This is a genomic window from Nocardia sp. NPDC050710 (genome assembly GCF_040654375.1).
Lineage (GTDB): Bacteria > Actinomycetota > Actinomycetes > Mycobacteriales > Mycobacteriaceae > Nocardia.
In genome coordinates, this window is the sequence record NZ_JBFAHV010000009.1 from 152,873 (window position 1) to 175,600 (window position 22,728).

The 22,728-nt window shown below is 66.6% G+C and carries 21 protein-coding genes; 13 read left to right on the forward strand and 8 right to left on the reverse strand.

What is annotated here, in order from left to right:
- Window position 1: 1 nt before the first annotated feature.
- The 4 genes from AB0H61_RS18280 to AB0H61_RS18295 all read right to left on the reverse strand — a co-directional run bounded on the left by AB0H61_RS18280 (window position 2) and on the right by AB0H61_RS18295 (window position 5,713).
- Complete coding sequence (locus AB0H61_RS18280) at window positions 2–955, reverse strand: amino acid ABC transporter permease (protein ID WP_357305588.1); 954 nt, start codon at window positions 953–955, stop codon at window positions 2–4.
- Between the two features lie 3 nt (window positions 956–958).
- A complete protein-coding gene (locus tag AB0H61_RS18285) occupies window positions 959–1,822 on the reverse strand; it encodes an ABC transporter substrate-binding protein (RefSeq protein WP_357305890.1) in 864 nt (287 codons plus the stop codon).
- A 607-nt stretch (window positions 1,823–2,429) separates the two neighbouring features.
- Entirely contained in the window at window positions 2,430–4,262 is a 1,833-nt protein-coding gene (locus tag AB0H61_RS18290; RefSeq protein WP_357305590.1) for an acyl-CoA dehydrogenase, read from the reverse strand.
- A 230-nt stretch (window positions 4,263–4,492) separates the two neighbouring features.
- On the reverse strand, window positions 4,493–5,713 hold the full coding sequence (locus AB0H61_RS18295) for a helix-turn-helix domain-containing protein (protein WP_357305593.1): 1,221 nt from the start codon (window positions 5,711–5,713) through the stop codon (window positions 4,493–4,495).
- 253 nt (window positions 5,714–5,966) lie between these two features.
- Here AB0H61_RS18295 and AB0H61_RS18300 point away from each other — a divergent pair, with 253 nt between their 5' ends.
- The 8 genes from AB0H61_RS18300 (at window position 5,967) to AB0H61_RS18335 (ending at window position 13,530) form a co-directional block, all read left to right on the forward strand.
- Window positions 5,967–7,559 carry an FAD-binding oxidoreductase gene (locus AB0H61_RS18300; protein WP_357305595.1) on the forward strand — a complete coding sequence of 531 codons (1,593 nt, stop codon included), beginning with the start codon at window positions 5,967–5,969 and terminating at the stop codon, window positions 7,557–7,559.
- A gap of 156 nt (window positions 7,560–7,715) precedes the next feature.
- Window positions 7,716–8,339 carry a TetR/AcrR family transcriptional regulator gene (locus AB0H61_RS18305; protein WP_357305597.1) on the forward strand — a complete coding sequence of 208 codons (624 nt, stop codon included), beginning with the start codon at window positions 7,716–7,718 and terminating at the stop codon, window positions 8,337–8,339.
- A gap of 67 nt (window positions 8,340–8,406) precedes the next feature.
- Window positions 8,407–8,859 carry a VOC family protein gene (locus AB0H61_RS18310; protein ID WP_357305600.1) on the forward strand — a complete coding sequence of 151 codons (453 nt, stop codon included), beginning with the start codon at window positions 8,407–8,409 and terminating at the stop codon, window positions 8,857–8,859.
- Window positions 8,860–9,007: 148 nt separating this feature from the next.
- Complete coding sequence (locus AB0H61_RS18315) at window positions 9,008–10,021, forward strand: nitronate monooxygenase (protein WP_357305603.1); 1,014 nt, start codon at window positions 9,008–9,010, stop codon at window positions 10,019–10,021.
- A 193-nt stretch (window positions 10,022–10,214) separates the two neighbouring features.
- A complete protein-coding gene (locus tag AB0H61_RS18320) occupies window positions 10,215–10,706 on the forward strand; it encodes a hypothetical protein (protein WP_357305606.1) in 492 nt (163 codons plus the stop codon).
- Window positions 10,589–11,083 (forward strand): DUF2199 domain-containing protein, encoded by a 495-nt coding sequence (locus AB0H61_RS18325; protein WP_357305609.1) that lies wholly within the window; start codon window positions 10,589–10,591, stop codon window positions 11,081–11,083. Before AB0H61_RS18320 ends, AB0H61_RS18325 begins: the two co-directional genes overlap by 118 nt.
- 289 nt (window positions 11,084–11,372) lie before the next feature.
- Window positions 11,373–11,999, forward strand: a complete 627-nt coding sequence (locus AB0H61_RS18330) for a hypothetical protein (protein ID WP_357305611.1) — start codon at window positions 11,373–11,375, stop codon at window positions 11,997–11,999.
- 106 nt (window positions 12,000–12,105) lie between these two features.
- Window positions 12,106–13,530 carry a hypothetical protein gene (locus AB0H61_RS18335; protein ID WP_357305614.1) on the forward strand — a complete coding sequence of 475 codons (1,425 nt, stop codon included), beginning with the start codon at window positions 12,106–12,108 and terminating at the stop codon, window positions 13,528–13,530.
- Window positions 13,531–13,613: 83 nt separating this feature from the next.
- Here the strand turns inward: AB0H61_RS18335 and AB0H61_RS18340 are convergent, their stop codons facing one another.
- Window positions 13,614–13,946 carry a hypothetical protein gene (locus tag AB0H61_RS18340; RefSeq protein WP_357305617.1) on the reverse strand — a complete coding sequence of 111 codons (333 nt, stop codon included), beginning with the start codon at window positions 13,944–13,946 and terminating at the stop codon, window positions 13,614–13,616.
- A gap of 466 nt (window positions 13,947–14,412) precedes the next feature.
- On the opposite strand from AB0H61_RS18340, the gene AB0H61_RS18345 reads away from it, so the two are divergent.
- The 3 genes from AB0H61_RS18345 to AB0H61_RS18355 all read left to right on the forward strand — a co-directional run bounded on the left by AB0H61_RS18345 (window position 14,413) and on the right by AB0H61_RS18355 (window position 17,635).
- Entirely contained in the window at window positions 14,413–15,900 is a 1,488-nt protein-coding gene (locus AB0H61_RS18345; protein WP_357305620.1) for a catalase, read from the forward strand.
- 123 nt (window positions 15,901–16,023) lie between these two features.
- The gene (locus AB0H61_RS18350) at window positions 16,024–16,188 is read left to right on the forward strand and encodes a hypothetical protein (protein ID WP_357305623.1); all 165 of its coding nucleotides are present in this window, start codon (window positions 16,024–16,026) and stop codon (window positions 16,186–16,188) included.
- A gap of 193 nt (window positions 16,189–16,381) precedes the next feature.
- Window positions 16,382–17,635 (forward strand): helix-turn-helix domain-containing protein, encoded by a 1,254-nt coding sequence (locus AB0H61_RS18355; protein ID WP_357305626.1) that lies wholly within the window; start codon window positions 16,382–16,384, stop codon window positions 17,633–17,635.
- Window positions 17,636–17,647: 12 nt separating this feature from the next.
- On the opposite strand, the gene AB0H61_RS18360 is transcribed toward AB0H61_RS18355, so the two are convergent.
- Window positions 17,648–19,756 (reverse strand): acyltransferase family protein, encoded by a 2,109-nt coding sequence (locus AB0H61_RS18360; RefSeq protein WP_357305629.1) that lies wholly within the window; start codon window positions 19,754–19,756, stop codon window positions 17,648–17,650.
- A gap of 192 nt (window positions 19,757–19,948) precedes the next feature.
- On the reverse strand, window positions 19,949–20,653 hold the full coding sequence (locus AB0H61_RS18365; RefSeq protein ID WP_357305631.1) for a flavodoxin family protein: 705 nt from the start codon (window positions 20,651–20,653) through the stop codon (window positions 19,949–19,951).
- 197 nt (window positions 20,654–20,850) lie between these two features.
- Here AB0H61_RS18365 and AB0H61_RS18370 point away from each other — a divergent pair, with 197 nt between their 5' ends.
- Both AB0H61_RS18370 and AB0H61_RS18375 read left to right on the forward strand, forming a co-directional pair.
- Window positions 20,851–21,564: a response regulator transcription factor gene (locus tag AB0H61_RS18370; RefSeq protein ID WP_357305634.1), complete on the forward strand. Its 714-nt coding sequence runs from the start codon at window positions 20,851–20,853 to the stop codon at window positions 21,562–21,564.
- On the forward strand, window positions 21,557–22,585 hold the full coding sequence (locus AB0H61_RS18375) for a HAMP domain-containing sensor histidine kinase (RefSeq protein ID WP_357305637.1): 1,029 nt from the start codon (window positions 21,557–21,559) through the stop codon (window positions 22,583–22,585). The genes AB0H61_RS18370 and AB0H61_RS18375 overlap by 8 nt, the downstream gene beginning before the upstream one ends.
- Here AB0H61_RS18375 and AB0H61_RS18380 read toward each other — a convergent pair.
- Window positions 22,569–22,715 (reverse strand): hypothetical protein, encoded by a 147-nt coding sequence (locus tag AB0H61_RS18380; protein ID WP_357305640.1) that lies wholly within the window; start codon window positions 22,713–22,715, stop codon window positions 22,569–22,571. The genes AB0H61_RS18375 and AB0H61_RS18380 overlap by 17 nt on opposite strands.
- Between the last annotated feature and the right edge of the window lie 13 nt (window positions 22,716–22,728).

Genomic DNA, 22,728 nt, shown 5'->3' on the forward strand with positions numbered 1-22,728 from the left:
CTCATTTCGCCTTCACCACGCTCTGCGCATCGGCCAGTTGCTGCAACTGTTTGGCGGTCAGCTGCCGGGACGCGCCGCGCGAGTAGTAGCGCTCCAGGTAGTACTGGCCGACCATCAGCACACTGGTGATCGCCAGGTACCAGGTGGCGGTGACCAGGAGCAGCGGAATCGGCTGGAAATTCACGCCGTAGATATCGCGGGCCCGGCCATAGAGATCGGTGGTCAGCGGGATGGCGGTGACCAGCGAAGTGGTCTTCAGCATGCCGATGAGTTCATTGCCGGTGGGCGGGATGATCACCCGCATGGCCTGCGGCAACACGGTCCGCCGCATGGTCTGGGTCCAGGACATGCCGAGCGCGACCGAGGCTTCCCGCTGCCCTTCACCGACGGAATTGATACCGGCGCGGACGATTTCCGCCATGTAGGCCGCCTCGTTCAGACCCAGGCCGATGACCGCGAAGGTGAACGCGGCCTGCAGACCCTGCACGTCGAGTTGAAAGAACTGCGGGCCGAACGGCACCCCGAGATCGATCTGCCGATACAGCGAGGGAAACAGGCCCCAGAACACCAACTGCACGAAAACCGGGGTGCCGCGGAAGATCCAGAGATACACCCAGGCGGTGGCGCGGAGCACCGGATTCGGCGACAGGCGCATCACCGCGAGCACGGTGCCGAGCGCGATCGCGATCGCCATCGCCAGCACGGTCAGCTCGAGGGTGACCACCGCGCCGGAGACGATCCGGCTGTCGAAGAGATACTTCCCGTAGGTGCTCCACTGGTAGGCGTCGTTCGTGGCGGCGCCGTAGATGAAGAGACCGAGCAGGATGAGGATGGCGGCCGCGGCAATCCAGCGGCCCGGGCGGCGCAGCGGAACAGCCTTGATCGGTTCCGGTTCACCCTGGTCCGCACCGTGCCCGGGATCGCCGGGCACGGTGTCGGTGACGGAGTCGGACATCGATCAGCTCTCGGCGCCGTTGATAACCGATTCGGTGATCGCGCCTTCCTGCACGCCCCAGTTCTCGGTGATGGTCTTGTACTGGCCGTTCTTGATCAGGTGGTTGAGGGCAGTCTGCAGAACCTTCGCCAGCGGCGAGTTCTTCGGCACGGCCCAGCCGTAGGGCGCGGAATCGAAGACCCCGCCCGCGGCCTCGATCTTGCCGCTGCTCTGCTTGATCGCGTACGCGGTCACCGGGGAGTCGGCAGACATCGCGTCAACCTGGCCGAGTACCAGCGCGTTGGTCGCGGCGCTCTGCTCATCGAAGGGCTTGATGTCGATGGCGGGCTTACCCTCGTCGGTGCACTTCTTGCTCTTGGCGGGCACCTCGTCGGTGTGCTCCACGGTGGTGGCCTGGACGGCGACCTTCTTACCGCAGGCGTTGTTCGGGTCGATCGGCTTACCGGTCTGCTGCGCCCACTGGATGCCGGCCTTGAAGTAGTCGGTGAAATCGACCTGCTGCTCGCGTTCCTTCGAGTCGGTGATCGAGGACATGCCGACGTCGTAGGTGCCCGCCTGGATCGCCGGGATGATCTTCTCGAAGGCGGACTCGACGTACTCGACCTTCAGGCCGAGCACGGAACCGACCGCATCCAGCAGGTCCACGTCGAACCCGACGATCTTGCCGCTGGCGTCCTTGTACTCGTTGGGCTGATACGGGACATTGACACCGACGACGAGCTTGCCGGACTGCTTGATCTTGTCCGGAACCGTGGCCGCGATCTCGTCGACCTTCTCCACTTTCACCTTCGCCACGGCCGGGCCGGACTCTTCGGTGTTAGTGGTACAGCCCGTCAGTATCAGTGCGCCGCCCGCGACAACGCACATCGTCCGCAGGGCGCGCCTGCCAAGTACCGATCGAACAGACACAGCAGCCCTCCACATTTCGAATACATGAAACCCGGGCGTCACCGCCCGTTTGGCAATCTAAGCGACCGAGACGCTTCGCGCTGGACAGTCATGGAAGAGCGACACGAAGTCGTTGCCAACTCCCTGACGTCCACATACCCGGTGCACCGCCGCAACACCCTACATCCTCACCTCTTGACCAGCGTCTTTGTGAGGCGGGCAACAGTCGAGTCCGCCGCCACACCGCGGCCGCCGATCTCACCGAATTTTCCGAGCCGTTACCGGCCGAGCTCCCGCCCGCGACGATCCCCGAGGTCCGAGCGGCAGCCGTGTGCTCGGCATCACAGCGCTGCCGTCACCGGCCCACGTGGACCGTCGGCACACCGGCGCGGATATTCCGACCTCCACCACCCTGCCGCCGCAGCCGCAGCTCGACGGGTAGAGCCGGAACATCACGCGCCCGCATCAGCTGCCACAGACCGTGTCCACACCTCACAGGGGTCACAATCTCTGTGGGGTGCCCAGTGGGTCTGTGGCAGCTACTGTTCATCGGTCCGCCGAGCCGGGCTACCGCACGCTGTGCGGATCAGAAGGCGCCTTCCTCGAGTTCCATGATGCTGGAGTCGATGGCGGATAGGCCCGCCCAGTCCGCGCCCAGTCTCGGCAGTACGTTCTTGGCGAAGAACGACGCGACGGCGATCTTGCCCTCGTAGAACGCACGGTCGGTCTCGACGCCGGAATCCAGTGCGGCGACGGCGATTTCGGCCGCCACGAGCAGGCGCCAGGCGATCAGCAGGTCACCCACGGCGAGCAGGAAGGGCACGGCGGCGAGGCCGATCTTGTACAGTTCGGCGGGGTGCTCCTGGGCGGCGAGCAGGTGCTGGGTGAGTCTTCCTGTCATGTCCTGCACATCATCGAGTGCCTGATCGAGCAGCTTCTTCTCCGTTTTGAGCCTGCCATTCCCGGCGGTGGAATCGCTGGTCTCCCTGATCTTTCCGGCGAGGTGAGCGAATGCGACGCCGCGGTCACGGGCGATCTTGCGGAAGAAGAAGTCCTGCGCCTGGATGGCGGTGGTGCCCTCGTAGAGCGAGTCGATCTTCGCGTCGCGGATGTACTGCTCGATCGGGTAGTCCTGGAGGAAGCCGGAGCCACCGAAGGTCTGCAGCGATTCGGTCAGGTACTGGTAGGCGCGCTCGGAGCCGACACCCTTGACGATCGGCAGCAGCAGGTCGTTGACGCGGAAGGCCACATCCGCATCGGCGCCCGAAACATGCTGGGCCACCAGAGCATCCTGGTGCGCGGCGGTGTAGAGGTAGATCGAGCGCAGTCCTTCGGCATATGCCTTCTGCATCATCAGTGATCGCCGCACATCGGGATGGTGCGTAATGGTTACCTTCGGCGCTGTCTTATCGGCCATTCGGGTCAGATCACTGCCCTGCACCCGGGTCCTGGCGTAGTCCAGTGCGTTCAGGTAGCCGGTGGACAGTGTGGCAATGGCCTTGGTGCCCACCATCATCCGAGCTTCCTCGATGACTTTGAACATTTGCGCGATGCCGTCGTGGACGTCGCCGACCAGCCAGCCCTTGGCGGGGGTACCGTGCCCGCCGAAGGTGAGCTCGCATGTCGCCGAGGCCTTGAGGCCCATTTTGTGCTCGACGTTGGTCACGAAAACACCATTGCGGTCGCCGATTTCACCGGTCTGCGGGTCGAAGAGGAACTTCGGCACCAGGAACAGGCTCAGCCCCTTGGTGCCGGGGCCCGCCCCCTCCGGACGCGCCAGGACCTGGTGGACGATATTGTCGAACAGATCGTCGGCGTCCGCCGAAGTGATGAACCGCTTCACACCCTCGATATGCCACGATCCATCGGGCTGTGGCACGGCTTTCGTGCGACCGGCGCCGACATCCGATCCCGCGTCCGGTTCGGTGAGCACCATTGTCGCGCCCCAGTTGCGTTCCACCGCCAGCTTCGCCCACCGCCGTTGCTGTTCGCTTCCGATGCCGTGCAGGATGTGGGCCATCGTCGGCCCGGTCAGATACATGTAGGCCGCCGGTTGTGCGCCGAGAATGAATTCGCTGATGGCCCAGGCCAACATCGACGGCGCGGGCACTCCGCCGATCTCCTCGGCCTTGCCGACACGCCACCAGTCGGCCTCGTACCAGGCCCGGACGGATCGCTTGAGCGATTCCGGCAACCGTACGGAGTGGTTATCGGCATCGAACACCGGCGGGTTGCGGTCGGCGTCGGCGAAGGATGCGGCGACCGGCCCCTCCGCGAGCCGGGCGGCCTCTGCGAGCATCGACCGGACGGTATCGCCGTCCAGATCGCCGAAGGTTCCGGCTTGCAGAATCGCGTCGAGTCCCAGCACTTCGAAGAGGTTGAACTCGAGATCGCGCACATTGCTCCGGTAGTGAGCCACAGACCCGTCAACTTTCCGGTAGGCCCGGTCCGGTGACCGGGCAGGCCATGGGGCGCGCCAACCGGCCCCGCGCACACTTTTGCCCAGGACCCCACGGCTTCGCAACCGTAAGTTAAGGCCTGATAGGCAGAATCACGGTTTCAGTGGGTCAAAAAGCCGAGCGTGACGGGGTATCAATGCATTAAGTTAATTTTCACTAAGCATTCGGAGTCTGTTCGCAGTGTCCTGGCTCACTGCCCGGGCGGCCGGGCCGACGCAATGCGATCACCGATCGCGACCAAGGCCGTCACCAAGTCCGCGCGATGACTGACCCGGGGATTGCGGACCGCGTCGATGACGACGATGGTGATCGCCTGGATCAGCACCCGCGCCACATCGATCGACAGTTCGGGCCGCACCGTCTGCAGCATCCGCGCCCACCGGAGGATGCCTTCGCGATGTGCGCGCCGATAACGGGACGACAGATCCGCGGGCAGATGGCCGACCTCGTTGACGGTGGTCCCCACCAGATCGGGCTCCTCCGCGGCGAACTGGGCGAAATAGCGCAACAACAGCAGCAACGACTCCTGCGGGCCGCTGCTTTCGGTGATCGCACGCGAGGTGTACAAGCGGATCCACTGGGCGTTGCGATCGATGATCTCGTTGAGCAGATCGGCCTTGCTAGTGAAATGGTGGTAGACGGCGGGACCGGACACGCCTACCGCGGCACCGATGTCCTCGATCCCAACCGCCGCATAGCCGCGAGCGTTGAACAGCCGGGCGGCGGCGACAATCATTCGCTCGGGGCGCACCGCCCGGTCGAACTCGTCATCCGCGGGAGCCACCGGCCGCGGCGGAGTGCGTCCCGTGGATCGCTCGCCGACACCGACCTCGGCGGTGATCAGACTCTCGATCGCCGCGTCGAGCATCGCGACGAAATCCTGCCGCGCCAGCGAGACCCGGTGGTAGGACGGGCTCACCGCCACCGACAGCGCGCACCAGCTCAGCAACTCCACATCCCAGGTCGGCAGCTGCGGACGGCGGACACGGATCGCCGCACGCAGATAGCCGGTCAGTCGCACGACCCGCAGTAGCGCCGCGGTGCGGTCGAGCGGTGCCAGATTGCGGAACTCGAGCTGCCACAGCCGCGGCAGGCCGCGCAGTTCCAGCGATATTCGCACCAGCTCGGTCAGTACCGCCGCGCCGGAACCGTCGACGCGACGGGCCTGATCCAGGCGTTCCAGAGTCGTATCCAAGCCGGTGAGCAGACACTGCCCGAGCAGCTGTTGTTTGTTGCGGAAGTGTCGATACAGTGCGGTCGCCGAGATGCCTACCGCGCCTGCGATATCCGCCATCGACGTGCCGTGGTAGCCGTGCTCGGCGAACGCCTCACCCGCCGCTCGCAGGATTGACGCGCGCCGATCCCTCGGCCGCCGATGCTTGTGCCGCCCGACCCGCTCGCTCGTATTCATCACCATCAGTCTCGCCCATCGCATCACCGCAGACCGTGGGCGATTCCTTTTCAGCCCCCGATCAGCCGCTTCCCGGCCGAGGTTCGCACCCTGCGGGGCACCGCTCCTGCACCGGGTCCGGCCCACTCGGCCCGAGGCGACAATCCGCCGCGCAGGATCCAGCCGGTTCCGATTGACCGCCGCCTATGTCACACCTAGGCTGAATTGAATAGTCGGTAAATTACCGAGGAGTCAATCGCGAAGGAGGGCCGCGATGGGAGCACGCTCCTGGTGGGGTTGGGGCACGGTGGAGGGTGCGGTCGTCGGCGCCGAGCGCGCGGCGCTGCTCGGGCGAGTCGCCGCGCTGCTGCCCGGCGCGGAGCTGGTCGAGCACGAGCCGCCCGCGATCGAGGCACTGGGGATCGCCGAGGCCCGGATCAGTCCGCCCGGCTCGTTGGCGGGACTGTGCTCGGCCGACCCGGCGGACCGGGCAGCACACGCGCACGGCAAGGCTTTTCGCGATGTGGTTCGCAACCTGCTGGGTGAGCTGCCGAATGTCCCCGACCTCGTGGCCCGGCCGACCGGTGAGGACGACATCACCGCGATCCTCGATTGGTGCGCCGACGCACGGGTGGCGGTAATCCCCTATGGGGGCGGAACTTCGGTCGTCGGCGGCGTGGAGGCCCGCGTCGATGATTCGTACGCGGGAGTTGTCAGCCTGGACCTCGGACTGCTCGATCGGGTGCTGGAGATCGACCCGACCAGCCGGGCGGCCCGGATTCAAGGCGGGGTGCTCGGCCCGGCGCTGGAGGATCAGCTGCGCCCGCACGGCCTGACGCTGCGGCACTTCCCGCAGTCGTTCGAGTTCTCCTCGCTCGGGGGTTGGCTCGCAACGCGCGCGGGCGGTCACTACGCGACGGTGCTCACCCACATCGACGATCTCGTCGAATCCATGCGAGTCGTGACGCCATCGGGTACGAGCGAGTCGTTGCGTGTGCCCGCTTCTGGAGCGGGCCCCTCCCCCGACCGGCTGTTCCTCGGTTCCGAGGGCACACTCGGCGTGATCACCGAGGCATGGATGCGAGTGGTGGAGCGACCGCGCTGGCGGGCGGGGGCCACCGTGCTGTTCTCCGACTATGTCGAGGCGGTCGCCGCGACGCGCGCGCTGGCCCAGTCGGGGCTGAATCCGTCCAACTGCCGGTTGCTCGATCCGGTCGAGGCACTGATCAACGCGGGCGTCGCATCCGAAGGCGGGGTGCTGGTACTCGGGTTCGAATCGGCACACCACCCCGTGGAACCGTGGCTCGAAACGGCGCTCGACCTGTGCCGGGATCATGGCGGCACACGGCAGGACGCGCCACGCACCGACCGGGATCCGGCCACCGCATCCGAGACATGGAAGTCGTCGTTCCTGCGGATGCCCTATCAGCGTGACGCGCTGGCCGCGCACGGCATGATCGTGGAGACGTTCGAGACCGCATGCACCTGGGACCGTTTCCCTCAGCTGCGGGAGGCGGTCGTGGCCGCCGCACAGGACGCGATGCGCGCGGTCGGCGCCGAAGGGGTGGTCAGCTGCCGGTTCACCCACGTCTACCCGGACGGTCCGGCGCCCTACTTCGGCATCTACGCGACCGGCCGATGGGGTGCGACCGTCGCCCAATGGGATGAGATCAAAGAGGCTGTCTCCGACGCGCTTTCGGCGAGCGGTGGCACGATTACCCACCACCACGCCGTCGGCCGTGACCATCGCCCCTGGTACGACAAGCAGCGCCCGGCACCGTTTGCCCTGGCGCTCACCGCGGCCAAGGCGGCCGTGGACCCCGCGGGAATCCTCAACCCCGGCGTCCTGATCGGACCCGCGGCCTGAGCGCAGAAAGGAGCTGACATTCCCGGGGGAAGCCTCGTCGCCGGGCAAGGTCCACCACCGGCTCGATGCGGCCGAACAGGAGGGATCTTCCGGAACGCGGTTGTGTACGTTGACCTGGCTGCGGCGCACCGCCGAAGCCGACTGGGAGGAGTGCGCATGTCGTCGGGAGCGGGGACCAAAGGGGTCCCTCGGGCCGAGCGCGAGGAACAGATCCTCGACCTGGCGGCCCGCGAATTCGGTATGCACGGATATGCGGGCGCCTCGGTCGCCACCATCGCCCAGCTGGCCGGAGTCTCGAAACCGCTGATCTACAACTACTTCCGATCTCGCGAGGGCCTCCATCTGGCTTGTGTGCACCGGGCGGGCGAACGCCTCGTCCCGGCGGTGCGCAGCGCCCAGCGCGACGTCTCCGCCGCGGAACGAGCCACCGCCACGATCGTGGCGATCGTCACGGCGCTCGCCGATCGTCGCCACGACTGGCACCTTCTCTACGATCCGACCCTGCCCGACACCGGGGCGGTCGCCGAAGCGGCGCACGGATATCGCAAGGCGCTCAACGAGATGGGCGCCCACGGCGTGGCACACGCGCTGGCGCGCACGGGCAGCACCGACCCCACCGACAACGCACTACTCACCCGCATCTGGTTCGGCACCGTTACGGCGGTAATCGACTGGTGGACAGAACATCCCGAAGTTGCCACCGCCGAGATGATCACCCGGTGCACCAGGGTCTTCGCGCTGCTCGAACCGCGGTCTCCCGACGCAGGACAGCATCCCTGATACACCGCCCGCTCGCGGTGATGGCCCGGCGCGTTGCGCGACAGCGGAACATGTGTAGACAAGTCGCATGGCATTGAACTGGAAGCTGGTCATCGACAGCAGGAACGCAGCCGCTCTCGCCGACTTCTGGGCCGCGGCCCTGGATTACGAGGTGGAAGACCCCAGCGCTCTCGTCGAGCAACTACTGGCCGCCGGCCGGCTCGGCGCGGATGCGGTTGTCGAGCATCACGGCCGCAAGACATTCCGGGGCTACGCCGCGATCCGCCACCCCGACGATCCGTTCGACCCGACCAGCGGTGTCGGCCACGGTCGGCGACTGCTCTTCCAGGACGTACCCGAGGACAAGTCCGGCAAGAACCGCCTGCACCTCGACATTCACAGCGAGCCAGGCGATCTCGACGGGCTCGTGGCCCGGCTGGAAGGGCTCGGAGCAACCCGCGTCCGCGAGATCGACAAAGGACCCGCTGGGCACTGGTGGATCATGCACGACCCGGAAGGCAACGAGTTCTGCGCCGCATAGGTTCGTTTACGTAACCTCCATCCGGGAGGCTGCGGACTGCGGTGATCCGGACGTCACGACGGCGGCGAGCCTCGTATCGCCAGTCGACACGGACCGACACATCCGACGCCGGAGCGATCGCCGCCGGGCACTGTGCTGCTATTGAGGTATGTCGTCATCGCATGCGCAGCCGAGTCCGGGCGAACAGGCTATCGAGCCGCGCCTGGCCACCGAGTGGTCGCGAGCGCTGAATCTGCGCGTGCCGGTGGTCAATGCCCCGATGGGTGGCGTGGCGGGCGGGCGCTTGGCCGCGGCCGTCACCTCGGCCGGTGGGCTGGGAATGATCGGAATGGGAAGCGCCGGATCGGTCGCGGCCCTGTGCACCGAACTCGAGCACACAACCGGGAGATTCGGGATCGGTCTGGTCGATTGGGTCATGGCGGCCGAACCGGGATTACTCGACGCGGCCATAGCCGCGGCTCCCACCCTGATCTCGGTGAGTTTCGGAACCTCCCTGTCGTGGGTCGAACCCGTGCGCGACAGTGGAATCCTCACGGCCACACAGGTCTACAACGTGGCCGAGGCGCGTCGAGCTCAGGACGCAGGCATCGACGTCGTGGTCGCGCGGGGCGCCGAGGGCGGCGGCCACGGTGCGACCGAGATGGCGACGCTTCCGCTGTTGGATGCGGTACTCGACGCCGTTTCGGTACCGGTGCTGGCGGCGGGCGGCATCGGTTCCGGCGCAAGTCTCGCAGCGGTTCTCGCTGCCGGCGCCAGCGGAGTATGGCTGGGCACCCACCTTGCCGCCTGCTCGGAATCGCTGCTGTCCGATTCCGGCCGACGGGCGCTGATCGAGGCCGATGGTACCGACACGATCGTCACACGAGCCTTCGATATCGCGATGGGGCTCCCCTGGCCGACCCGGTTTCCCGCACGTGTCCTGCGCAACGAATTCACCGATCGCTGGACCGGCCACGAGGATGCGCTGCGCACCGACCGTGCGGCCAGAGAAAAGGTGACGGCCGCCATCGACGCCGACGATCCGAGCGCGGCGCCGGTCGACGCCGGTCAAGGGGTCGGCATGATCACGACGGCGACATCGGCGGCACAGGTGATCCATGAAATCTGTTCCGGCGCGGCAGCGTTGCTTTCCCGGCCGATATCGGGGTCGGGTCCGACCTGAGGAGGACATAGGTAGCGACCATCGGGCGATGTGGTGGGCGGGCGGGGCGCGAAGAATCCTCGAGGGGATCCCAAGGATTCTGTAGGAGAACTCTAAGCCGCAACGGATTTGATGTAGAGGTGCGGACGCGCGGCTCGGGGTACGCCGAAGCGTCCGCGCTCATACCGATGCGCGATCCCGGCTCGTCCGGGGGATGGAGAAGGCCGTGCCCACGACGTTTCCGAGTTCCGTCACGATGGCGACACCGGATGCCGTGCAGGACTACCGGCGGCGCGGGTGGACCGTCGCCGAGACGGCCAATGGCGTATGCCTGATCACCGACGAGCAGGTGTCGGCGATCGAGCTCACCGGCACGCTGGCCGCCACCGTGCGCCGATTCCTGCGGTCGAACAACCTGTCCGGCCCGGTCATCGAGATTCCGGGTGCGCAGCGTCGCGAGATCCATCTGGTCGTCGGCGCGGCCAAGGCGGCATTGGCGATCGAAGCCCTGCGGGCCGCGGGCGCGACCGTCCACACCGACAGCGCGAGCATCCCGCTGCCGCCGACCAGGCTGGCGACCGGCTCCGCGTGCTGGGGCGTTTCCCCGAGCGAGGCCCGCTGGGTGCCGCCGGTGGTCGCGATCGCCGCCGCCGTCCGCGCCGCCGGCACCCGCCGCACAGCGCATCTCACCGGCGTCGCCTGCTGACCATCGCACTCCGACGTGGGTCTTCGCCGGACTTCTTCATCCGGGCTCGCCTGATCCTGCCCATTGTGGACTCGGAGAACGACTTCGAGAGTGTGGTCTCACTGAGCAAGGCCAACTTCGCCCGCGCGACGGAGTTGTGGACCAGCCCGGAGCGTGTGCAGGAGCCACCGTATTTCGGCTGGCTGTCCAGTGAGGTGCCCACTTACGAACCGACGACGCTGAACTTGAAGACCAAGCTGCACAGCCAGCCCGTCGGTGTTCGGCCGATAGCGGAACTGGAACCCACAGACCACCCGTTGGCCGTGGAACAGCGAATCGGCATCACTCTCGCTCGCGTGCAAGCCATAGCTGAACAACTGCTGCACCCTCAAGAGTGACGCCGCGTGGCGACCGCGCCACGGTCTGCGACGCGACGGTTCGGACGTGGACCAACCACATCGTCGCTTGGGCGGTTGCCGACGCCGAAGCCACCGCGCTCTCTTGCGCAACAGCCAGATTCTGCGCAGCTCAGGACAATCCACCCGGTACCGCAGGGCATATCCGCGCGTGCGCACACCCGGGATGCGCCCACCACCCGCGCTCGATCGGATCCAGAGATACATGTTGACACTCAATGTCTATATGTAATACTCGCGTGGCCCGGCGATCATGAAAGGGAGGTTCGCCGTGACCGACAACGCCCGAGCGGCGCTCGAGATTCTTCGCGATTCGAGTCAATTCAAGTGGTACGTGATCCCGCTTCTGCTGCTCGTCATCTACATCTATGCCGTCGAAGCCGAGCGGCGGAACTGGAACGTCCTGTTCGCCGGACTCGCGCTGTGGGGCATGGACTGGTTCAACGAGATCTGGAACGCCCTGGTCTTCCATATCACCGGTCGCGCGCCGGTCTGGGGCGCTACCGGGCCGACCGCGTATCAGATCCTCATCGGTCTCAATATCGAGATCTGCTTCATGTTCGCTGTCATGGGAATCGCGGCGGCGAAGATGTTGCCGCCCCGCGAGACTCGCATCTTCGGTCTGCCCAACCGGCCGGTCCTCATCGCGATCAACTCGGCCGCGGCGGTCGGCGTCGAAGTCTTGCTCAACAAGGCCGGTGTACTCACCTGGGACTGGTCGTGGTGGCAGCCGGGCTTCCCGGTCCTCATCTGGCTCATCGGCTACGTACCGTTCTTCGCGGTCTGCTTCTTCGTGCATGATCTGCCCTCCGTGCGGAACAAAGCACTCGTTGTCGGCGCGATCCTCGGCGTCGACGCGGTCGCGATCCTCGGCTTCGGCGCCGCGGGGTGGTTGTAATGCGGCCCCGCACCCTCCGGCGTAGCGCCGTCGCCGCCGCGGCCGGGCTGATATTCGCCGGATTGACAACACCTTCGGTAACCGTCGCGGACGGGGCTGTGTGCTGGTGGGCACCGTTGGCACCCCGGAAGTAGCGGTCGACGAGTCCACCGCGGGGCTGGAAGCATTCCCCCCGGCCGCTATCGACCTGCCCGGGCAGATCTACTTCCGCACCACCACCGAGTCGTTCAACCGGCGCTGGACATTCGCCAGCCGTGACGGCCACGTCTACGTGAAAGAATCCGCCGCACAGGGCGGTTGGCGCACCGTAGCACTGCCCGACTGCCTGGAGGGTCGCGTCGCCGGTGTCTCCGCCGATGACGACGAGGTGATGATGATCGACCGCGACGGCCGGTTCTTCACCATGGACCACGCGCTGAGCGCACCCCGGGACTGGAACTGGAGCAACCGCTACGGCACCCCGCTGTGGACCGGCCCCGGAAATACGCTGCCTCCGGGCACGAGCACCTGGTCCTGGTCGGTTGTCTCACCCAACGAGGACCACGTCTGGAGCGATACGGCGGGCAACGCGCACCCGGTCGGCGGCGCGAAGGTGTCGCACGTCTTCGCGCTCACCCACGACGGTCAGCGCATCCAGTACGTCGATCCCTGGCTGCCGGTGGATCACAGCTACGAGATGGCCACCCCACACGGCGGCCGGTTCCGCGGCGCCGCACTGTCCACGAGCGCCTCGACCTCGCTGATCGTCAACCGTTTCGGCGACTTCTACACGCGCCTCTACGATTTCGACATCTCGGGCGCCGACAAGGTGTTCTTCCGTTACTCCTACGACGACCAGCGCGGGCTGCCGGAAGCCCCCGACATGCTGTCGGAACGAATCGACAGTCGATACGCCGCGATTCAGCTACCCGCACCGGACTGGGTGCGGCAGCCGAAGGTGTCCGGTGAGATCACCGACCGCATCTCCATCCACCGGACCGGACCCGGCTCGACGGCCAGGAAACTGCGGGTCGAGGGTCGCGACGGCGGTCGAAACGGTTACTGGACCAAACAACTCACCGCCGAGTCGTGGACGTTCGTGAGTACCGATCAACCGCTCGCCGGAACCATGCTGGAGAACACTGCGACCGATCGCTCGCTCGACACGCTGGCAGCCCCGTCGCCATACAACTACCACGGCGTCTCCACGCGGGGGTGGAGTGCTGGAGTACGCGCCTTCGATGTGGCCGTCACCCCGACACCGCTTCGGATCGACTTCGGCGACGGCCGGCAACTGGATCTGATCCTGCACACCGTCGACGGGTTGCGCCAAACCCCACAGCGGCCGGGAATCACCAGTCAGCCAAGGCATTTCGATGGCACAGTAGAAGTGCCGCCGCAACTGCTGGCGGACCTGGACACACAGCCGACCGTGGTGCGCGATTTCATCCGCGACATCCTGGGCGGGCGGCGTTTCACGGAAACCTCCGTCGATGTCACCGACACGCAATTCCGTATCGCCCGGCTGGATCCGACCTTGAACCCGTCCTGATACGACCCTGGGCCGACGCGGCCGACTTTTCGCCACACCACGTGGGGTGCGGATCGTCGGCCGCGCGGCAACCGTGCCCCCGGTCAGCGTCGCGGCCGTCCCCGTCCGTCCGGCCGCGACAGGGCCGCCGCGTCGCACCACTGTTTGACCTCGACGCGACCGCGGCGGTTTCCGGTGACAATGGCGAAGCCGACGAGGCCGAGCCACGTACCTTCCGTCGTCCGGGCCCACGCGTAGAGCAGGCCGGGCACGGTGCCCGCGACGTGCAGCCCCCCGGCTTTGATCCGCATGGTCGCGGTCCCGCCGAGATGACCGCGTGTCGGTATCGCCAGTCCGAGGTCGACGAGCACCGGCTGCGGCGGGTCGACGACCCGCCGGAGCGACGCGGAGAATCCATCGGACCAATACTCGAACATAGTTTCGAATACTATCCGGTCTGTTAACTGGGGGTTGGCGGGACCGCGAAGGCAGGCCACGGGCCGGTCGATCCGGCCGACGTCCGACGCATCCTGCGCTACGTTGGATATCGATTACCCGGAAAGTCGAACGGTTGCCACCGAGACCGAAGGGTTTCGCATGGTGTGCACGAACAGCCTCTCGCAATACCCGGCACCACGGCGCGACGCCCGGTGCGGGCCCGTCGTGCCGGGCGGCGTTCGAAACGGGCGACCGCTTCCGGTTCGTGGACGACAAGCCTCCCGCCCAGCGTCGCCGCGAGCGGGTAGCTGCCCTGGACCGCCTCACCACGACGAGGGCCGCCGGGTATCCGGTCCGTGTCGCCACCATCGGTTCCGGGCACCGTGCCCGACGCATCGCGCCGCACGAATGCCCGCCGAACGGCTCGCCTCAGGCCTTTCATACCGCATGTAAGAGAGGAGAGAGATGTCCGATCCGAACTACACCACCGATGACTCCGGCATCCCGGTACCCAGCGACGAGCACTCGTTGACCGTCGGGCCCGACGGCCCGATCCTGCTCAACGACGCCTACCTGATCGAGAAGATGGCCGCGTTCAACCGGGAACGCGTACCCGAACGTCAGCCACATGCCAAGGGCGGCGGCGCATTCGGTGTCTTCGAGGTCACCAACGATGTCAGCGATTTCACCCGTGCCGACCTTTTCCAGCCGGGCAAGAAGACCGAGATGCTGGCCCGGTTCTCCACCGTGGCGGGCGAGCGCGGCAGCCCCGACACCTGGCGCGACCCGCGGGGTTTCGCGCTCAAGTTCTATACCGAGCAGGGCAATTTCGATATGGTCGGCAATAACACGCCCGTATTCTTCGTCCGGGATCCGATGAAGTTCCAGGACTTCATCCGTTCACAGAAACGCCGCGCCGACAACAACTTACGCGATCACGATATGCAGTGGGACTTCTGGACATTGTCGCCGGAATCGGCGCACCAGGTGACCTGGCTGATGGGCGATCGTGGCATACCGCGCAGCTGGCGGCATATGAACGGCTATTCCAGTCACACCTACCTGTGGTACAACGCGGCGGGCGTGCGGTTCTGGGTCAAATACCATTTCAAGACCGACCAGGGCATCGAATTCTTCACCCAGGACGAGGGCGATCGGATGGCCTCGGTGGATACCGACTGTCACCTGCGCGACCTGTGGGAAGCGATCGACCGGGGTGACTACCCGAGCTGGACGCTGCACATGCAGATCATGCCGTTCGACGATGCCAAGACCTACCGGTTCAACCCCTTCGACCTCACCAAGGTCTGGCCGCACGACGACTATCCGCTCGTCGAGGTCGGCCGAATGACCTTGAACCGCAACCCCTCCGACTATCACACCGAAATCGAGCAGGCCGCCTTCGAACCGAGCAATTCGGTACCGGGCACCGGTCCGAGCCCGGACAAGATGCTGCTCGGTCGCTGGTTCTCCTATCCGGATGCGCACCGGTACCGGATCGGCGCGAATTACAAGGAGCTGCCGGTCAATTCGGCGCACGCCACCACGGTGCGGTCGTATTCGAAGGATGGGTCGATGCGGCATCACAACCCGGGCGATCCGGTGTACGTGCCGAATTCCAAGGGCGGCCCGCACGCCGATCCCACCGCTTTCGGCCCGATCATCGGCTGGTATGCCGACGGCGAAATGGTGCGCACCGCATACACCTTGCGACGCGACGACGACGATTGGGGTCAGGCGGGCACGATGGTCCGCGAAGTGCTCGACGATGCCGCACGCGAGCGTTTGGTGAGCAATATCGTCGGTCACCTGCTGGACGGCGTCACCGAGCCGGTGCTGTCCCGGGCGTTCGACTACTGGCGCAATGTGGACAAGGATCTCGGCGATCGCATCGAGACCGGGGTTCGCGCGAAACAGGACGAACGCGACCCGGATCGTCCGCCACACCGATAGGGAGGATTCACAATCAGCGGGGCTTCCCTTTCGTTCGATGAATGAAACGAGCTGGTCAGCTCGAAGCAGCGGTAACCGGCACGTACCGTCGATGGCCGGAGGACATCACGCCGAGGGAGCGCCATGAGTATGGGCCCGCACGAGGAATGCGGATCAGGGGTCGAGGTACCCACCGCCACGGAGGCGGGCCATGCTCGGCACAGAGATCCCGACTCGATTCTGAAGGCGGGGTTCGAGCTCGCATTGGTGCTGGTGAATGCGGCGGAGGCGGCCACCTCCGTCCTCTAGGACAGTGGATCCGACGTATGAAAGTCGACATCGCCCGACAGATCTGGAACCATCCCGAACTGTGAGCGATCACAGGCGGGATCGACAACATTTCGGCAGATCCCAAAACCGATTGCGCGGCCAGCAGATTCGTGCGAGCGCCACGCTACCGTGATGTGCTTCGCCACGTCGCGGAGACGGAAAGGGAGTCAGGATGACCAGCACCAGTTCAGCCCAGCCGGACTTGACTGTTTCGGGCCAGCCGGTCACTTCACCGTTGAAGGACGTGCGTGCGCTATCCCGGAAGATGGTGGGCCATTTCATCGAAAACGTCGTCCCGTGCCGCACCCTGCCGGGTGAGGCGCTCAATGGCGACATCACCACCATCACCCGCACCTGCCTCGAACTCGCGGTCAGCATGCTCGATGGCACCGATATTCCGGAGAAGACCCAGCAGCTGCGGACCGGCGCCAAAGGGTGGGCGCGCGAGGGCATCCCGATCGACACCATTCATCACGCCGTGCACGAAGGCTTCAAACTCGGCTTCGACCTCATCCTGGCCGACGCCACCGCCGCGGACTTCGACTGCCTCAAACAGGTCAGCCGCAGACTCCTCGAGATCCTCGATATCATCACCTCCACCGTGTCCCGCGCCTATGTCACCGAACTACGCGCGGTGGTCAGCGAACATCACACCGCCGCACACACACTCACCTCGGCGCTGCTCGGCGGACATCCCACCTCGACCATGGCCCGCGAATGCGGTATCGAGATCGCTCCGTCGTACTCCGTGCTGGCCATCGCGATCCCACCGCACCCGGAAGAGCATGACGTCCGCCTGAACAGCAAAGTCGTCGCGCGGCGCAAACTCCGGCGGGTGCAGGCCGAACTCGCCAAGCAGTGCGGCGAGCACGTGCTGTCGCTGCTGAGCGTGGACGGCGGCACCATCCTGCTGCCCGCCGGGCTGCTCGATGGCGAGACCCGGGAAGGTCTGGTCGACCAACTCTCGCGCGCCGCACAGGTTCCCATCACCGCGACCCTGGTGGAGGCGCCCACCGAGAAGATCCCCGCCGCCGCCGATCAAGCCCACGAACTCCTCGACATGGTGCAACGCCTGGACTGCGTCCGCGGCCTCTACCGCTTCGATGACCTGGCCCTCGAGTATCAGCTCACCCGCCCCGGCCCCGGCCTGGAACGACTACGCACCATCCTCGATCCGCTGGACGAGCACCCCGAACTCCTCGAAACCCTGCAACGCCACATCAGCAACAACCTCAACCGCCAGCGCACCGCCCGTGCGCTGCACGTGCACACCAATACCGTCGACTACCGGCTCAGGCGCATCGGCCAGCTCACCGGATTCGACCCGGCCCAGGCCTCGGGTCTGTGGTACCTGCGGGCCGCCATTATCGCCCGCAGCTACCAGCAGCCGACGCGGCATTCCACCGGTGCAGGCCGCCCAGCGTGAACCCCGCCATCGTTACCACCACCGGGTGATCTCACCGATCTGGCGGCCGAGTTCCGGTGCCAGGGAGCGTGCGTAACTGGCGGTGAGGTGATGCTCATCGCGGTAGATGAGAACGTTGCCCTCGGCGGCCATGCAGTGGTCGGGGCGGCAGACAGCGTCGGTCAGGTCGAGCGGGTAGACGTTCGGGTAGGCCGATGCCGGTTGCGCGGCGGGGTTCTCCGGCGCTAGAGCCGAGGCGCGGTCGATGCCGCAGCTGTAGGTGGTGCCGCGATGGGCCAGGCAATCCACCGCCCGGTACTGCACGCCGTCGCGACGCAGCCATGGGGTGTCGCGCACCGCGAGGACATTGAGTCCGCGGTGTGACAGCGCCGTCCAGATCTCGAGGTACTCCGGCGGAATGTCGTCGCCGTCGTCCGAGCGCGGCCGGGTGGCGGTGGTGAATACCCACTCCGGACGCTGCTCGGCGAGCCGGTCGAGGACCTCGAGCGACCATTCCCGGCATTCGGGGAACGGCGCCACGGCGTAGGACGGCTCGTCGACCAGGGTGAGCGGACAACCTTCCTTCAGGTAGGTCACGATGCGGAACCGGTGCTGCACGGCGAGCTGTTCGAAGGCGGGCAGCCAGTGTTCGGAATGCGAGCCGCCCACCACCGCAATGGTCCGCGCCGCGGCGACATCACCGTAGATGCAGGTGCGCACTTCGCGGTTCGGGGTGATGCAGCCGTCGAATGTCGGCCGCGGCGCGTCGATCGACCCCTCGAAGACGGTCGGCCGCATCCGTTCCGCGGTACCCGCCACACCCCCGAACAACACCGCCGCCCCGGGGTATCGGGCCGCGTCCAATGCGGCGGGCGCCTCGGCCGGGTTGGCCTTCAGCACGAGCTGCCAGCCGAGAACCGACGCGAGGACACCCGAACCGACCGCGAGCACGAGCACACCGGTGCCACGACGGCGCCGCACATTCACGGCATCGGGGACGGGCGAGCGCAGGCGCAGCGGATTCTCGACGAGCCGCTGGGTGAGAACGGCCAGTACCAATGAGATCGCCATGACGAGCAGCCCGCCCTCGATGCCGGACGTGACCTTTCCCTGCTCGGCGAGATAGAAGATCAATACCGGCCAATGCCACAGATAGAGCGAGTACGCCAGCGCGCCGAGTTCGACGAGCATCGGCCTGGCCAGCAATCGATTCACCCATGACCGGCGCTCCGGCGCGGAGTTCATGCCGGACACGATCAGCGCGGCGGCGGCGGCCACTGGAAACAGCGCCGCGGGTCCGGGAAACCGGGTGGCGCCGTCGATCAGCAGACCGCACGACAGCACCATGGCGAGTCCGAACACCGCCAGCACCGCCCGCATAATTCTCGGCAGCGTGATCCACGGCGCGGCGATCGCGAGAATCGCGCCGGCCAGCAACTCCCACGCTCGCGCGCCGCTGTCGTAATAGCTCCATGCCTGGTGCCGAGCCGACCCATCGGCGGCGTACCAGAACGAGGCCGCGGCCACCGCGGCCACACCGAGCAGCAGCCCGATCCGGTGGCGCGGTGTCCGATCCGAGCGGCGCCAAGCCCAGGCCCACGCCGTGATCACCAGCAGCATCGCGAGATAGAACTGTCCCTGCACCGCCATCGACCACAGATGTTGCAGCGGGCTGACGGAGGGATCGGGCGCGAGGTAATCCAGCTCGGCCCCGGCCAGATACCAGTTCTGGTAGTACAGCGCCGACGCCAGCGTCTGCGCCGAAATATCACCCCACTGGGTGTACGGCCGGGCGAGCACGGTGCCGGCGACGACGGCCGCGAGCACCACGACCAGCGCGGGCAGCAACCGACGTCCGGTCCGGCGCAGCGTCTGCCCGAGGCCGACGCTGCCGGAGATTTCGGCGCGGCGCAGCACCATTCCGGTGAAGAAGAAGCCGGACAGCACCAGGAAAACGTCGACACCACCGGAGACCCGGCCCATCCACACGTGGAACACCACGACCAGCGCGATCGCGATCCCGCGCAATCCGTCCAGATCGTGACGGTATTCCGGCCGCGCCGCCACGGTGGCCAGCGTCGCCGCCGAGTCGGCTCCGGAGCTCGGGCCTCCGCGCTGGGTACCGCCGACCCAGGTCAGCATGCGTAACCGTACCGTCCGCCGGCCACCCGCCCTGTCCTCGCCGCGATCCGTCCGAGCACCGATCCACTCCCCTCACCGATGGCCCGGCCCGGCAGCCGGGTCGGGTGTGCCGACCAGACTTCCCGGCGCTCCACCAGTAAAGATGCCGAATGGCCGACCCGGTGGGCAAAACGCCGTGCGGGCTCCGATCCGCTATCGATAGTCCGGGTTCTCGAAGTCGAAGCGACAGCCCGCGTCCCATTCCGAGCGCTGGTTGCCGTGCGCCGGAACGCCGCCGCGATCCACGAGCATCCGGGCCAGGTGCAGCAGGTTCCAGGTCATGAAGGTGGTGTTGCGGTTGGTGAAATCGTTCTCCGGGCCACCGGAGCCGGGATCGAGGTAGGACGGTCCGGGGCCCGCTTCGCCGATCCAGCCCGCATCGGCCTGTGGCGGGATGGTGTAGCCGAGGTGCTGGAGGCTGTAGAGGATATTCATCGCGCAATGTTTGACGCCGTCCTCGTTACCGGTGATCACACAGCCGCCCACCCGGCCGTAGTAGGCGTACTGGCCGTGCTCATTGAGAATCGAGGAGTTGCCGTACAGCCGCTCGATCACCTTCTTGGTCACCGAACTGTTGTCGCCCAGCCAGATCGGACCGGCCAGCACCAGGATGTGGGCGTCCATCACCCGCTGTTGCAAGGCGGGCCATTCGTCGGTGGCCCAGCCGTGTTCGGTCATATCCGGCCACACCCCGGTGGCGATGTCGTGGTCCACCGCCCGGATACGCGACACCTGGACGCCGTTCTTCTCCATGATGCGGGCGCTCACCTCGATGAGGCCGTCGGTATTGCTCGGTTCCGGCGATCGCTTCAGCGTGCAATTGATGAACAGCGCGCGCAGGTCATCAAAGGTTGTCATAAAAGGACGCTAGGCCGCCGCACCCCCGGGGAGGACCGAAAACGTATGACGAAACAGTGACGGCGGCGAGCATCGGCGCTGGAAGGACGGCTTTCGAACCCGACGGCCCTATCGTGAGAGACGTGACGGCGTACCCACACCCGGCGCGGAGGGGAATCCGCTCATCGCCCATACCATCCTGACGAACTGGTGACAGCATGTGCATTCTGATCGCTGACGACGATCCGGTGGTCCGAGATGTGGTGCGACGCTACCTCGAACACGATGGCCGGACGGTGATCGAGACCGCCGACGGCCCGGCCACGCTGGCCGCGCTGCAGCACGGCGCGGGACCCGACGACGAGGTCGAACTCGCCGTACTCGACGTGATGATGCCTGCCCCCGACGGCATCGAGATCTGCCGCGCCGTGCGCTCGGGTCCGCGCCCCGATATCCCGATCATCCTGCTCACCGCGCTCGGCGACGAGGACGACCGGGTGCTCGGCCTGGAGGCGGGCGCCGACGACTACGTCACCAAACCGTTCAGCCCGCGCGAACTCGCGCTGCGGGTCGCCTCGGTGCTGCGCCGATCCCGGCAGCCGTCGAACGGCGAACCGATCGTATTGCGCGACGGGGTCGTCGAGGTGCGCCCGGATATTCGGCTGGCGCTGGTGGACAACGCGCCGGTGGAGCTGACGCCACGGGAATTCGATCTGCTGACCTTCCTGCTGCGCCATCCACGGCAGGTGTTCAGCCGCGAGGAGTTGCTCGCCCAGGTCTGGGGCTGGGACTTCGGCGACCTGTCCACCGTGACGGTGCACATCAAACGGCTGCGTGCCAAACTCGGCGACCGGCACCGCATCGAAACCGTCTGGGGACGCGGATACGCCTGGGCGCGAAGCGGTTCGGATAGCGAGATCAGCGATGCCTGAGGACACCTTCGCACTGGTCGGGTACACCCTGGCGTGCTCGGTGCCGGTGGTCGTGATCGGCGCGGTGCTGCTGCGCGCGACCAGCAATCGCTCGCTCACCACCAGCATGGCGCTCCTGGTACTGATTCCCACCCTCGCCACGCTCGCCGGCATCATCGGCGTGAGCGGATTGATGTTCACCGACGAACTACAGCGCACCGCCATCGTGCTCGCCGTCGTCGCCGCGGTGACGGTGCCCGCCGCGGTCCTACTCGGCCGCGAACAGGCCCGAAAGATGGTGTGGGAAAAGCAGATCCGGGAGCAGGAGCGAGCCGCGGAGCGTTCCAGGCGGGAGCTGGTCGCGTGGGTCAGCCACGACCTGAGGACGCCGCTGGCGGGTATTCGTGCCATGGCCGAGGCGCTGGCGGACGGAATCGTCACCGACACCTCCGATGTGGCGCGCTACGCCGAGCAGATCGGCGTCGAGACCGATCGGGTCGCGCGGATGGTGGACGACCTGTTCGAGATGTCGAAGATCAATGCCGGAGCGTTGCGGCTGGAGCTGGAACCGGTGGATCTGCGGGAGCTGATCGACGAGGTGCTCGCCGCCAACCGGGCCACCGCCGAACGCGCCGAGGTGGCCTTGGACGCGGAGCAGCCGGACACCCCGATCATGGTGACCGCGAGCGATCAGGCGCTCGGCCGGGTATTGACCAATCTCGTCTCCAACGCCATCGCGCATACACCGCCGGGCGGGCGGGTCGCCATTTCCTCGGGCATCGCCGACGACCACGCCTGGGCCCGGGTCGAGGACACCGGACCCGGGATCGCCGAACAGGATCTGCCCCGCATCTTCGAGGTCGCCTACCGCGGCACGGCGGCCCGCTCCCCGGTCGCCGCCAGCGGCGTCCCGACCGGCAGCGGCATGGGACTCGCCATCGCGGCGGGCCTGGTGCAGGCACACAACGGTGACATCGTCGCCGAAAACCTGGACCGGGGTTGCCGTTTCGAGGTGCGTATACCGCTCACCCGTGCTTCTTAGCACGTCGGCGGGCGCGGACCCCCGCGGCGTCGGCGCGATCCGGGAAGTGACCAGCGCGGGGCCGAAACTCACCGAACAGGTCACCGGATTCGACCGCCCGCACCGCCGCCGCGTCCGTGGCCGAGCTCATCACGGGCACCTGA

Excerpts from the sequence above, each read along its gene's own strand:
- AB0H61_RS18280 (WP_357305588.1), bottom strand. The coding sequence starts at position 955 with ATGTCCGACTCCGTCACCGACACCGTGCCCGGCGATCCCGGGCACGGT.
- AB0H61_RS18285 (WP_357305890.1), bottom strand. The coding sequence starts at position 1,822 with ATGTGCGTTGTCGCGGGCGGCGCACTGATACTGACGGGCTGTACCACT.
- AB0H61_RS18295 (WP_357305593.1), bottom strand. The coding sequence starts at position 5,713 with ATGAATACGAGCGAGCGGGTCGGGCGGCACAAGCATCGGCGGCCGAGG.
- AB0H61_RS18300 (WP_357305595.1), top strand. The coding sequence starts at position 5,967 with ATGGGAGCACGCTCCTGGTGGGGTTGGGGCACGGTGGAGGGTGCGGTC.
- AB0H61_RS18305 (WP_357305597.1), top strand. The coding sequence starts at position 7,716 with ATGTCGTCGGGAGCGGGGACCAAAGGGGTCCCTCGGGCCGAGCGCGAG.
- AB0H61_RS18310 (WP_357305600.1), top strand. The coding sequence starts at position 8,407 with ATGGCATTGAACTGGAAGCTGGTCATCGACAGCAGGAACGCAGCCGCT.
- AB0H61_RS18315 (WP_357305603.1), top strand. The coding sequence starts at position 9,008 with ATGTCGTCATCGCATGCGCAGCCGAGTCCGGGCGAACAGGCTATCGAG.
- AB0H61_RS18320 (WP_357305606.1), top strand. The coding sequence starts at position 10,215 with ATGGAGAAGGCCGTGCCCACGACGTTTCCGAGTTCCGTCACGATGGCG.
- AB0H61_RS18340 (WP_357305617.1), bottom strand. The coding sequence starts at position 13,946 with ATGTTCGAGTATTGGTCCGATGGATTCTCCGCGTCGCTCCGGCGGGTC.
- AB0H61_RS18345 (WP_357305620.1), top strand. The coding sequence starts at position 14,413 with ATGTCCGATCCGAACTACACCACCGATGACTCCGGCATCCCGGTACCC.
- AB0H61_RS18350 (WP_357305623.1), top strand. The coding sequence starts at position 16,024 with ATGAGTATGGGCCCGCACGAGGAATGCGGATCAGGGGTCGAGGTACCC.
- AB0H61_RS18355 (WP_357305626.1), top strand. The coding sequence starts at position 16,382 with ATGACCAGCACCAGTTCAGCCCAGCCGGACTTGACTGTTTCGGGCCAG.
- AB0H61_RS18360 (WP_357305629.1), bottom strand. The coding sequence starts at position 19,756 with ATGCTGACCTGGGTCGGCGGTACCCAGCGCGGAGGCCCGAGCTCCGGA.
- AB0H61_RS18365 (WP_357305631.1), bottom strand. The coding sequence starts at position 20,653 with ATGACAACCTTTGATGACCTGCGCGCGCTGTTCATCAATTGCACGCTG.
- AB0H61_RS18370 (WP_357305634.1), top strand. The coding sequence starts at position 20,851 with ATGTGCATTCTGATCGCTGACGACGATCCGGTGGTCCGAGATGTGGTG.
- AB0H61_RS18375 (WP_357305637.1), top strand. The coding sequence starts at position 21,557 with ATGCCTGAGGACACCTTCGCACTGGTCGGGTACACCCTGGCGTGCTCG.
- AB0H61_RS18380 (WP_357305640.1), bottom strand. The coding sequence starts at position 22,715 with ATGAGCTCGGCCACGGACGCGGCGGCGGTGCGGGCGGTCGAATCCGGT.